General features: G+C 64.9%; 8 protein-coding genes. 7 read left to right on the forward strand and 1 reads right to left on the reverse strand.

Annotation, left to right across the window (positions count from 1 at the left end):
• Window positions 1–41: 41 nt before the first annotated feature.
• Window positions 42–329: a hypothetical protein gene (locus tag ACMGF5_RS20950; RefSeq protein ID WP_046787671.1), complete on the reverse strand. Its 288-nt coding sequence runs from the start codon at window positions 327–329 to the stop codon at window positions 42–44.
• Window positions 330–642: 313 nt separating this feature from the next.
• On the opposite strand from ACMGF5_RS20950, the gene mnxG reads away from it, so the two are divergent.
• From mnxG to ACMGF5_RS20985, 7 genes are all read left to right on the forward strand, one after another.
• Entirely contained in the window at window positions 643–6,540 is a 5,898-nt protein-coding gene (gene mnxG / locus ACMGF5_RS20955) for a manganese-oxidizing multicopper oxidase MnxG (RefSeq protein WP_414157152.1), read from the forward strand.
• Window positions 6,541–6,558: 18 nt separating this feature from the next.
• On the forward strand, window positions 6,559–8,541 hold the full coding sequence (locus ACMGF5_RS20960) for a cytochrome D1 domain-containing protein (protein WP_125923065.1): 1,983 nt from the start codon (window positions 6,559–6,561) through the stop codon (window positions 8,539–8,541).
• Entirely contained in the window at window positions 8,538–9,194 is a 657-nt protein-coding gene (locus tag ACMGF5_RS20965; protein WP_174141509.1) for an SCO family protein, read from the forward strand. The genes ACMGF5_RS20960 and ACMGF5_RS20965 overlap by 4 nt, the downstream gene beginning before the upstream one ends.
• Entirely contained in the window at window positions 9,191–9,856 is a 666-nt protein-coding gene (locus ACMGF5_RS20970; protein WP_046787667.1) for an SCO family protein, read from the forward strand. The genes ACMGF5_RS20965 and ACMGF5_RS20970 overlap by 4 nt, the downstream gene beginning before the upstream one ends.
• A gap of 110 nt (window positions 9,857–9,966) precedes the next feature.
• Complete coding sequence (locus ACMGF5_RS20975; RefSeq protein ID WP_414157153.1) at window positions 9,967–11,493, forward strand: ABC transporter substrate-binding protein; 1,527 nt, start codon at window positions 9,967–9,969, stop codon at window positions 11,491–11,493.
• A gap of 12 nt (window positions 11,494–11,505) precedes the next feature.
• On the forward strand, window positions 11,506–12,147 hold the full coding sequence (locus ACMGF5_RS20980) for a SurA N-terminal domain-containing protein (protein ID WP_119688960.1): 642 nt from the start codon (window positions 11,506–11,508) through the stop codon (window positions 12,145–12,147).
• 237 nt (window positions 12,148–12,384) lie between these two features.
• Window positions 12,385–12,918 (forward strand): response regulator, encoded by a 534-nt coding sequence (locus ACMGF5_RS20985; RefSeq protein WP_042111969.1) that lies wholly within the window; start codon window positions 12,385–12,387, stop codon window positions 12,916–12,918.
• The last annotated feature ends 52 nt before the right edge of the window (window positions 12,919–12,970 follow it).

A 12,970-nucleotide genomic window follows, 5' to 3' on the forward strand; every position in this document is an offset into this window, starting at 1 on the left:
CCATATTCTGCCGTCAGCCCACCTCGCCGTCGTTGATCGGCTCATTGCAGCTCCAGCAGCAGGTTCAGCCCGCCATCACCACACTTGCCTTGGTCACGGACCACACCATGGTAACTGCGGCCATCCCACACGAAGGCCACGCTGTGCGCCCGCTCGACTTTGTCCGGAAGCGGCGGGCAGATGTGCAGGCGCAGGGCAGGGCGCCCCTGCACGTTCAGTGCAGCGAGTTGGCACTGGCATTCAACGCTCATGGCAATCGGGCCGAACAGCGTGTCGCGCACATAGTCCAGTTGCACGTTGGCGTTGGGGGCACGGCCGGGCATCTTCATCGTTGCGGGGCTCCTGGAAGTTGACGTCGATCAGCATGTGGAAAGCAACTGAGTGCGGACGTTCAACTTTTTATGGGGCCTGTTTACAGGTCGTTTACCCACCCCTGCGGCAAACCATGAGTACCCCATTTTCTGGTGACCCACACCCCCCGCAATGACAACGAATACCATCCCCTGATGTGGGGGGCGCAGCGGGGAATCCACCCCAATCCGGTTCGATTGATCGTCCAAGCCATTGAATAAAAAGGATATTTGCTTCTGGCATACACCTTGCTGACCCTCTTGCACAGTTCCTGTGTCCCGGAGGTGCAGCATGTCGACCCCCAACAAAGGCCCCGTCCTCACATCACTTGTACTGGCCCTGCTGGGCTGGACAGCGACCAGCGAGGCGGCTGTGCAATGCCAGCGCACCTTGGTGGCCAACGTGATCGCCCTGGACCAGCCCCTGATGTTCAACCGCCTTGGCGCGCAAAACGCCAACGGCATGATGTTCGCCCTGCGTCAGGATGTGGTGGACGAGCACTTGGTACCCTTGAGCAAGGGGGGCGCCGCAGTGCTGGGCAAGGTGACCCTGCGCCCGGACAAACGCCCACGTCCCATCGTGCTGCGGGTTGCCGTCGGTGATTGCCTGACGGTCAACCTGACCAACCTGTTGGCTTATCAGGCCAATCCCAACAAACACGGTATCGACCATGATGAGAACGAGTTCGAAGGTGTAGAGGGAGAAGAAGCCGAAGAAGGCGATGAAGCCGAAGAAGCCGAAGAAGCTGCAGAAGTGGAGAATGACGGGGGCGAGCACTTCGTCGCCGACGAGCAGGTCACTGATCGCCACGTCGGCTTTCAGGTCAACGGCCTTCAGGCCGTCAACAGCATCGGCGACATTGCCGCCAACACCGGCCGCAATGGCAACTTCCTGATCGCCCCGGGCGCTACCCGCAGCTACACCCTCTACGCCGAGCGCGAAGGTGCCTTCGCCGCCACCAGCCAGGGTGCCACGTTCGGCGGCCAAGGTAACGCCGGCAACGTCGCCAATGGCCTGTTCGGCCAGGTGGTGGTGGTGCCCAAAGGTGGGCGCACCTATCGAAACACCCTGACCGAAGAGGAAATGCGCCTGGCCAGTACCGGCCGTGCCGCCACCGGCCAGCCCGTGGTCGACTACGAGGCCCGCTACCCACAGGTTGAGCCGTGGATAGCCGAAGGCAAGGCCGGCAAGCCGATCATCGCGATGGTCGACGGCAACGAAATCCTCAGCAGTGAAACCGACGCCATTGTCATGGGGCCCAACCCGGACGGCAGCTTCCCGCGTTCCACCTACCCACTGGAAAGCATCAACAAGCGCAACCCGGCCTTGCCCAACCGCTTGGAAGCGTTCCGCGATTTCGCCTCCCAGTTCGCTGATGAAGTGGCGGCCACCCAGGCCTTCCCCGGCTACTGGGCCGACCCGGTGATGGGGCATGTGCTGGAGCCTGCGCGCGACGCGTTCATGATCAACTACGGCTCGGGGGGCATGGGCGCGGAAGTCGTGGCAAACCGCCTGGGGGTCGGGCCGATGCATGATTGCCTGTCCTGCGCCTATGAAGAGTTCTTCCTCAGCGCGCACACCGTGGGTGATATCGGCACCCTGGTGGATGTGCCGGCCAACATCGGCCTGGAACACATTCGCCCAGGCGAAACCCCACCGGCAAACGCCATTGGCGTCAAGGCCAGCATGGCCCTGTACCCGTCGGAGCCTGCCAACGTGCACCACAGCTACATTGGCGACTTCACCAAGTTCCGCAACACCCACAACGGCCATGAGCAACACATTTTCCACCTGCACGGCCACCAGTGGCTGTTCAACCCCAATGACGACAACTCCGACTACATCGACGCCCAGGGCATAGGCCCAGGTGTGGGGTACACCTACGAGATCGCCAACGGCGGCTCGGGCAACCGTAACCGTGTGGCGGGTGATGCCATTTACCATTGCCACTTCTATCCGCACTTCGCCCAAGGCATGTGGGCCATGTGGCGGGTGCACGATGTGTTCGAGGAGGGTACCCGCCTGGAAGTCAGCGGGCAGGGGGAGGGCGGCTTCCATGACACGCCGTTCGCCTTGCGCAGCGGCAAGCCGGCGGCCGGCGCACGTGCGCTGCCGGACGGCGAAATCATTGCAGGTACGCCGATCCCGGCAATCGTGCCGCTGCCAGGCAAAGCCATGGCGCCGATGCCGGGCAAGGTCGTGGTCGTGCCGAAACTGGCTCAAGAACTGATCGCCGAAGATGACGATGATCACGAAGACGAAGAGCATGGCGATGACGATCACAGCGACGCGCCAGGCGCAGCCAAGGCTGTAGGCTCGCTGGCACTGGTCGACCGCAGCGAAACCAACCGCAACGCTGACGGCACCCTGAAAAACCCAGGTTACCCCTTCTGGATCGGCGGCATGGAAAGCAGTGTCGGCCAGCGTCCGCCGACCCCGCCGCTGGACATGCTCGACCCGGCCATGGCGCGCCAGCTCAAGGACAGCGGCGCAGCACTGTGGGCCAACCTCGATGGCAACCAGGTCGACGGTTGGGACGGCGGCCTGGGCCGTCATGCGCTCGATGGTATGTCCGCTGGGGGTGAAGCCGTGACCACCACCACCAAGCTGGATTTCTCCAAGGTGGTAGAAAAGGCCAAGCCGATCTACCTGCCCGAGGAGGGCACCGACGTCGAGCAGGCCGCCATGCAGTTCCACGCCAAGGCCGAGCACCCAAGCTTTGCCCTGATCCCTGGCAGCCAACCGGTGGCCAAGGCATTTCGCACCAATGGTGCACTGCCAACCGCCGGTGCCCCCTTCTTCGAACCCTGCATGGATGACCGCGGCAAACGCCTTACCCAGGCCTCGTCCACGGGCGAATACTTCAGCGGCGAGAGCCTGGGCGGCATCAACTTCCGTGGCGCCTCCACCTTCACCGCCGACCGCCCTCGCATCTACAAGGCGGCCAACATCCAGTTCGACGCGGTGTACAACAAGGTCGGCTATCACTTCCCGCAGGCGCGCATCCTTGCGCTGTGGGAAGACGCCTGGCCGGTGATCACCAAGCAGCGCCCGCCAGAGCCGCTGGTGATGCGCATGAACACCTTCGACTGCACCATGTACCAGCAGACCAACCTGATCCCGGCGTTCTATGAAATGGACGACTACCAGGTGCGTACACCGACCGATGTGATCGGCCAGCACATCCACCTGCCCAAGTGGGACCTGACCGCAGCCGACGGTTCGGCCAACGGCTGGAACTACGAGGACGGTGTGCTCTCGCCCGGCAGCGTGGTGGAACGCGTGAACGCCATCCGTGCGTTCAATGGCTGTTCACAGGGCGACAGCCGCGACGGCACTGCCGCCTGCCCGACGGCCAAGCTGCACCCGTACTTCGGCCGCTTTGGCCGGGCCGACTGGGTGGGGGCGCGCACAGCCATGCAGCGCTGGTTCGCCGACCCGCTGATCAACGTGCACAACGTCGACCGCGGCCTGGGCACCATCTTCACCCATGACCACTTCGGCCCATCGACCCACCAGCAGTTGGGCCTGTATGCCACTGTGCTGGCCGAGCCTGCCGGCTCCACCTGGCACCACGCCGAAACCGGCGAGCAGCTGTACAACCCCGCACTGCGCCAGGACGGTGGCCCGACCTCGTGGCAGGCGGTGATCAGTACCGGCGACAACGACGGTGATGGCAAGAACGACAGCTATCGCGAGTTCTTCCTTGAGTACAGCGACTTCCAGCATGCCTATGAAGCGGGCGTGTATGTGGGCGCCGGCCCCGATGGTGTGCCCAACGCCCAGGCCTACCCAGCCACGGCCGACAGCTTCCGCTACGCCATCAACCCGCCCGTGCGGCAGAAGGCTTCGAACCTGCTGGAGTCGATCGTCGAATCGCGCGGTGGCCTCAACCCTGGTTGCCCGACCCGGCCATGCCCACAGGCGATCTCGGTGGATGACCCGGGCATGTTCGTCGTCAACTACCGCAACGAGCCGTTGGCCTTGCGCGTGTTCGACCCGAACAAGGTAGCGCCGGACGGCAAACGCGGCATGCAGGCCGACGGCCTCGGGGGCGACCTGGGCTATGCCCTGCAGAGCCGTACCGACCGTGCCATCCCAGCCATGAACCTGGCCCCCTCGGCGATCAACTCTGCGGTCGGCCCTACGGGTGGCACCACCTTGTTCCCGCCGCACATCAACACGGCAGGCAGCGAGCCAGGCGACCCGTTCACCCCGATGCTGCGCACCTACTCTGGCGACAACGTGCGCTTGCGCATGCACGCTGGCGGCTATGAGGAGGAGCACAACGTCACGATGCACGGCGTCAAATGGCTGCAGAACGGCACCGGCTACGGCAGCAGCTCCAACTCGGGGTGGAAGGCCTCGCAGATGATCGGCATATCCGAGCAGCTGGGCTTCCTGGCGCCGGTGTCGATGATCTCCAGCTCCGCAGCCACCAATGGCGACTACCTGTATTCGCTGGACGCAGCGCTGGAAGGCTACTGGAACGGCATCTGGGGCGTCATGCGCAACTACACCGCGCAACGTGCCGACCTGTTCGCGCTGCCGAACAACCCGCAGCCGGTGGCCATGCGCAACACCATCAACTTCGATGGCATCTGCCCGAGAACCACGGCCAACCCCAGCGGCGTCGGCAGCCGGCCAACGGTCAAGCGCAACTACGAAATCGTCGCCGCGCTGGCCAACGACATCCTCGAAAACCGCAACGGTGTCAGCATCAACGACCCGGCCGGTATCGGCCAGCACGTCGGCGGCCCGCTGAAGGCCAATGGCGGCACCCTGGTGTTCAACAGCCGTACCACCAGCATCCCGCAGGTGACGGTGACCGACGAGGAGGATGGCACCACCTTCACCGTGGGCGGGCACAGCGCGCCACTGCACGACCCGACCGCCGTGCTGTATGTGCGCAAGGCCGACCTGGACACCAACACCGGCAAGCTCAAGGCCGGGGTGCCGGTCGAGCCTCTGGTGCTGCGCGCCAATGCCGGCGACTGCATCAGCATCACCCTGGAGAACCGCCTGCCGCTGGTGATGCCGGACCTGCCCAGCACGGCGGTGATGCAGAACGTGGTCAAGCGCGACCGCAATGACAGCGAAGGCGCTACCGCCTTCAACAACAACCTGATCCGGCCCTCCAGCCACGTTGGCCTGCACGCACAGCTGCTGGCCTATGACATCACCAAGTCCGATGGCGTCAACGTCGGCCTCAACCCGGAGCAGACCGTACCGCCGCGCAGCGGTAACAGTGGTGCCTACCCGACCAGGGTGTACCAGTACTATGCCGGGCACCTGGAACGCGAAGGCAAGCCGGTGCTGCAACTGGGCCGCACGGTGGACAACATCCGCACCACGGCAATCGAGTTCGGCGCCCTCAACCTCACCCCGGCGGATGTCATCAAGCAACCGCAGAAAGGCCTGGTGGGCGCCATGAGCATCCTGCCGCAGACCGCGACCTTCACCGAGGACGCGGCCAGCCGGGCCCAGGCCACGGTCAAGGTCAGTGGCCAGCCGGACTACCGCGACTTCGTCACCGTCTGGCAGCGTGCGCTGAACATGCGTTGGGCCGACGGCCGCCCGGTGGAGGGTATCGCCACCGAAGGCAACGGTGTGCCAGGTGACCCCAAAGACAACGGCAACATGGCCATCAACTACAAGACCGAGCCGCTGTGGTTGCGCTTCGGCCTGGCACCGGACGCTCCGTTTGGCCGTGCCGATGGCTTTGGCTTCGCGGATGTACCCAACGCGCACATGGCCTACAGCAATGCCCTGGTGGGCAGCGACCCGCAAACCCCGGTGCTGTATGCCAAACCCGGTCAGCCCGTGCGCAACCATGTGGTGATGCCCAGTGGCGGCAGCCGTGGCATCACCTACCAGCTTGACGGGCACCTGTGGCCACTGCATGCCTACCAGGCCGAGAAAAACGACCTCGATGGCTACCCGATGAAGCAGCCTGGGATCGGGTCGGTGCGCTTTGGCTACAACCCGATGTCGATGTACATCGGTGCCCAGGAGAGCGTGCTGCCCGCCGCGCACTTCAGCTTCATGTTGCCCAGCGCCGGGGGCGCCAACGCGGTGCCGGGCGACTATCTGTTCCGAGACTACGCCGCCTACGGCAATACCTCGGGGCTGTGGGGGATTCTGCGGGTTACCGACGACGCACCGCCGGCAACGGCGCCGGCACAATAAGAAAAGGGGCGCACCAATATGCATAACAGGAAAATCCGCCCCGCCGTGCTGGGGGTATTGCTGGGCACGGCGTTGATCGGCCTGGGCGTGGCCTACGAGGAGCTCTGGTGCGACCCGCGCGAGCTGCTGCAGGAGCCTGCCGACCCGCAGGCGCTGCACCGGCTCAGCCGGGATGGGGTGACCGTGGAGTTCGAAGCCCGGCCCCTGGCCGGCAGCGAGCTGCGCGAAGGCGCCTTCGCCAATATCCGCTTCAAGGTCACCGACCAGAACAGCGGCCAACCGCTGTCGGGGATGGCGCCAGGGGCGTGGATCGACCCGGCGCAGTCGGCCCCGCTGGAAAGCAGCCGCGACCAGAGCTGCAAGGCCCGGGTGGCGCTGTTTCTCAAGAGCAGCATCGGTGCCAGGCCGCTGCTGGACCTGAACAGCTACTTCCTGTTGGTGCTGAACAAGGACGCGAGCCTGACCGTGATCGACCCGACAGTCTCGGTGGGCGGTGTTACCAGCACCCTGGCACGCATCGATTTGCCGGGTCGGCCCATGGACTGGGTGGCTACCGGCGATGACAAGCAGGTATTCGTGTCGATACCCGAGCGCGGCGAGGTCGCGGTGATCGACACCGAAACCTTTACCCGCGTAGCCACCTTGGAGGCCGGCGAGATGCCGCTGCGCGTGGCCCTGCAGCCGGACCAGCGCCGGTTGTGGGTCGGCAACAACAGCGACGACCCGGCCAAGGGCGGGGTGACGGTGATCGATGTGCATAGCCGCACCACGCTCAAGAGCTTCGCCACCGGCTCCGGGCACCACGAAATCGCCTTCAGCGCCGATTCGCGCTACGCCTACGTCAGCAACCGCGACGGCGGCACCCTGAGCATCATCGACATCCCCGAGATGCGCCTGGTGAAAACCCTCGAAGTTGGCCCGCATCCGTTGGCAGTGGCCTACTCGGCGCTGTCCCAGGCGGTGTACGTGAGCGATGGTTCAGAAGGCACGGTGCGGGTGTACGATGCCCGCAGCCATCAGTTGCGCCATACCGTCCAGGCCGAGCAGGGCCTGGGGCCGATGCGCTTCAGCAGCGATGGCCGTTACGGCATCGTCCTCAACACCCTGGAAAACCAGGCCCTGGTGATCGATGCCAGTACCGACAGGTTGATCCACCGCATCCCGGTGGCGGCCGAGCCGTACCAACTGACGTTCACCAAAGGTTATGCCTACGTGCGCGGCCTGGCGTCTTCGAAGGTCAGCATGATCAACCTGAGCAGCCTGGGCGAAGGCCGCCAGCCGATCATCCAGGGCTTCGATGCCGGCCCCGCCGCGCCGCGCCAGGCCGGGGACCTGCCATTGGCCCAGGGGTTGTCGGTGTCACGGGACGACAATTCGGTATTCGTGGTCAATCCGGTGGACAACACCACGTACTTCTATACCGAAGGCATGAATGCCCCGATGTCGGGTTACAACAACCGCGGCCACCAGGCCCGCGCCGCCATCGTCATCGACCGCAGCCTGCGCGAACTGGCCCCGGGGGTGTATGGCTCGACGGTGAAGATGCCGGCGTCAGGCAAGTTCGACGTGGCGTTCCTGCTCAACCAGCCGCAAATCATCCACTGTTTCAGCACCGACGTGGCTGCCGCCCCGGATGCGGTCAAGCGCAAGGGCGCGCATGCCGAGTTCATCGGCCTGGACCAGCCCTTGCCACAGCACCGCGCCATCACCGCCAAAGTGCGCATCCTCGGTGACGACGGCCGCCCGCGCCTTGGCCTGGACGACCTGACCCTGCGCTACTTCCTGGCGCCGTCATCGATGCCGCGCAACCTGCGCCTGGAAGAGGTGGGCGAGGGTATTTACCAGGCTGCACTGATGCTGCCTGAAGCCGGCGCGTGGTACCTGCATGTGCAGTCGCCGTCGCTGGGGCACAAGTTCGCCGAAGAAAACTACACCAGCCTGCGTGTCCTGCCGGCTGCAGCGTCTACTGCTTCCCAGACTGAAGTGAGGAATGTGCAATGAACGCCAGACATTCTTGCAAGCTGCTCGCACTTTCCATGGCCATGGCCAGCCAGCTCGCCCTGGCCCACGCGGGCCATGACCACAGTGGGCATGCTCCGCAGCCGCCTGCGGCACATCAGGAGAAAGCGAGTGTGCGCTTTGCCGATGTTTCACTGCTCGACCAGGATGGCATGCCAGTGCGCCTGGAAAAGGACCTGGTCGGCGATCATCTGGTGGTGATGGGCTTCATTTACACCAGTTGCACCACGGTATGCCCGGTAGTGTCTTCGATCATGGGCAAGGTCCAGCAGCAACTGGGTGGCCGGGTAGGCGAGGAAATCCGCCTGGTGTCGATCAGCGTGGACCCGCAGCGTGACGACTCCAAACGCTTGCAGAGTTACGCCAAGGCCTTCCAGCACGGCCCCGGCTGGAGCTGGCTGACCGGCTCGCCCTATGCCATCACCGAGACCCTCAAAGGCCTGGGCAGCTTCAGTGCCGACCTCAGCCAGCACCCCCCGATGATCATGGTGGGTGACGGGCACAGCGGCCACTGGACGCGTTATTACGGCTTCACCGACCCGGCCGTGCTGATCGACGAAATCAACCGCCTCAGCGCCCGTCGGGTGCATGCCAAGAGTACGGCCATAGCCGAGCACCAGGAGGTGCAACCATGAGCAGCCAAGCGTCCTGTCGCGTCGGCATGCGCAGCTTCGACTGGCTGGCCCTGGCCGGTTGCCTGTGGATCTTCGCGTCGGTCGCCATGGCCCACGAAGGCCATGCACCGAGCGCTCCCAGCCCGCAGCCTTCGCCCCCGGTGATGGCCAGTGGCGAAGGCACCCGCGATGCGCACACCTGGTTCACCGACACCGTGCTCCAGGACCAGAATGGCCGCGCGCTGCGCTTTTACAGTGATGTGCTCAAAGACAAGGTGGTGATGCTCAACGTCATCTTTACCCACTGCACCGATGCCTGTCCGCTGATCACCCGCAAGCTGCGTGAGGTGCGCGAGGCCATGGGCCCGGAGCTGGCCAGCCAGGTGACCTTCGTGTCCATCAGCAGCGATCCGCTCAACGACACCCCGGCAGCGCTCAAGGCCTTTGCTGAAAAACAGGGGGTGGACAGCGCCAACTGGCTGTTCCTGACCGGCGACAAGGCCAGCGTCGATCTGGTGCTGGGGCGTATCGGCCAGTTCCTGCCCAGCCCCGAGCAGCACTCGACCCAGCTGATAGCCGGTGACGTGGCGGGCAAGCGCTGGAGCAAGATCCGCCCCGATGCACCGCCAGCGGCCATTGCCCAACGCATGCAGTTGCTGACCCAGCCGTTGGCCGGACGATAAATGCACTGGCAGGATCTGCGCAGCCGCGCAGAACATAGTGGCAGCACTGACAGGATCTGCGCAGCGGCGCAGAACACAGTGGGAGCCGGCTTGCCGGCGATGAGGCCAGAATGAACACAGCGAGATTACTTTGCTTGGCGCTGGGCCTGACCTGCTGCGCTCAGGCGCTTGCCCTTGACCTCACCGCCCACGAGCAAGCCGGTAAACGCCTGTACCGCCAAGGCCTATCCAGCAGCGACGCGCAATTGTTGGCCCGCGTAGGTGCCAGCGACATGCGCGTGCCCGCCAGCGTGTTGCCCTGCGCCAGTTGCCACGGCAATGATGGCCGTGGCCGCGCCGAAGGCGGGGTGCGCCCGCCCAGCCTCGACTGGCAGCGCCTGGCCCAGGGCCAGGGCGCACGCCAGAGCAACGGGCGCAGCTACCCGGCTTACACCGACAACAGCCTGGCCCGCGCCATCCAGCACGGCCTGGACCCGGCCGGCAACCGCCTGGACCCGGCCATGCCTCGCTTTGAACTGACCCTGGCCGACCAGCGCAACCTCACCGCCTACCTCAAACGCCTGGCTGATGAGCGCGACCCTGGCGTGGAAGAAGGGGTGCTACGCCTGGGTACCCTGTTGCCCGCCAGCGGGCCGTTGGCCGAGGCCGGGCAGGTGGTGCGCGCGGTGCTCGAGGACGGGGTGGCCCAGCTCAATCAGCAGGGCGGCGTTCATGGCCGGCGCCTGGAACTGGTGGTGATCGACCCCGGCAGCGACCTGGCCAGTGCCGAGCATGCGCTGCAGCAGTTGCTCGAGCAGCAGCGGGTATTTGCGCTGATCAGCGCGCTGGCACCGATGCTCGACCCGCGCCTGGCCCTGCTGCTCGAACAGCACGGCGTGCCACTGGTTGGCAGTACACCGCGCGGTGGCGGCAGTGCGCAGATATTCGACCCCATGCCAGGTATCGCCACGCAATTGCTGAGCCTGGCCGTGCATGCCCGCGATACCTTGGGCCTGGCGCCAGATGGCTTGCGTGTGGTGTATGCCGGCGATGACCAGGCGGCGCAAGCCGAACAGGTGCGCGAGCGCCTGCAGCAGCTGGGTTGGGCGCCAGCACCGGTCGAGGCCTTCAAAGGCCAGCCGGTGCAGGGGCAGGGCATTGTTTTTCTAGGCCGCGCCCAGGCCTTTGCCGAGCTGGCCACGGCGTTGCAGGCGGCAGGCCGTGCCCCCTATCTGTTCGCCACCTCCAGCCAGGTGGCCGGTGCCGTGGCCTCGCTACCGGCCCAGTGGTCGCAGCGGGTGTTCCTGGCCTATCCGTTCGTGCCCGCCGACTGGACCGAACAGGGCATGGCGACCTTGGCCGGCCTGCAGCAGCGTCAAGGCCTCGACACGCGTCAGGCCTCGCTGCAAGTCAACACCCTATGTGCCCTGCGCCTGCTTGGCGAAGCCCTCAAGCAGATCGGCCGTGACGCCAGCCGCGAGCGCCTGGTTGCGGCGCTGGAGGGCCTGCATGGCGTCGATACCGGCCTGACCCCGCCGCTGGGCTTCGGGCCGGGCCAGCGCCAGGGCCTGGCCGGCGCCCATGTGGTCGCGGTGGCGCTGCCTGGGCCACGCTTTACAGCTGTCGCCCCGTATCGGCCTGTACCGGTCAGCCCTTGAGTGGAGGTTGCCATGCGTATCCTGTTGCTGTGCCTGTTGCTGCTGGTCGCCAAGGCGGGCTGGGCCGATAGCCCGGCGGCGCGGGTCAATGGTGTGGACATCGGGCTGCTGCGCCTGGAGCGCTATTTCAGCGAGTATCTGCAGGCACAGGGGCGGGCGGTGACCAGTATCCGCAACCCTGCGCTGTACAAACGTCTGCGCAGCCAGGCCCTGGACGAACTGATCGACAAGGAGTTGCTGTGGCAAGAAGCCCAGCGCCGCGGCATCGCCATCAGTGATGAACAGGTGTCGGCGCAGCTAGGTGAAGTCGAGGCGGCATTCGCAAGCCCGGCGCTGTTTGAAAGACGGCTTGCAGAGGCAGGGTTCGACCGCGCAGCATACGCTGACTACCTGCACCGGGAGCTGGCAGCGCAACAGGTGTATGCCCAGCTCAGCGCGGTAGCCGAACCCACCCAGGCCGAGGTGGAAGCGTTTTATCAGGCCAACCAACAGAGACTGCAAGGAGCGCAGAACCAAAGTGATAATTCTTCGGTCATACGCGAACAGGGCCTGGTGCTGGCCAGGGCCTCGCTCATCAGCCAGTTGCAGGCACAGTCACGGCAAGCGGCGCGCCAACGTTTGCGCGAATCCGCTAAAGTGGAAATCGCTGACTGAAGCCTGCGATGGCGTTTCCCCAAAGCTGGGGAATAACGGCTTGGCAAAGTGCCATCAGGTGCCCCGGATGTGGGGCAGCGGGCCTGAGCCTGTTCGTAGGGCTATCAAAGGTGCCAGCAAAATCAATAACTTGACGTGGTGCAACATGACTATTCATGCCTGGCACGAAGCCTGCTCAAGCCTTACCAAGGCCGCACTTCGCAGACCGGGTAACCGGGCAGTTCTTGGGAGTCGACCTTGGTGAACAGAGTATTGGTAGTCGATGACGAACAGACCCTTGCGCAAAACCTGCAAGCGTACCTGCAGGCGCAAGGCCTGGAAGTCCATGTTGCCCACGACGGTGCCAGTGGTATCGGCCTGGCTGAGTGCCTGGCACCGGATGTGATCGTGCTGGATTACCGCTTGCCCGATATGGAGGGTTTTCAGGTCCTGGAGACTGTGCGCAAGAACAGGCAGTGCCACTTCGTGCTGATCACCGCCCACCCGACCGCCGAGGTCCGTGAGCGAGCCGCCGAACTTGGCGTGACCCATGTCCTGTTCAAGCCGTTCCCGCTGTCGGAACTGGCGCGCCCGATCTTCGACCTGATGGGCATCGAGCGCCGGCGCAGGGCCACGGACAACCCGGCAGAAGGGTTCGTCGAACGACGCCAGAACAGGAACGAATCGTTCCCCTTGCAGTTGTACGATGGTAGCTGGGTACTGGCCGACCGCCGCCGTAATGGCGCCAAGCCCCCTGGACCCGACGACGACCAACTGCTCACTGGGGAATAGCGGCGCCCGCAGCCCTCACCGAGCCTGCGACGCGCCCCCTGAGCGGAGTCGC

Source organism: Pseudomonas sp. BNK-15 (assembly GCF_047456105.1).
GTDB classification, from domain to species: Bacteria; Pseudomonadota; Gammaproteobacteria; order Pseudomonadales; family Pseudomonadaceae; genus Aquipseudomonas; species Aquipseudomonas putida_E.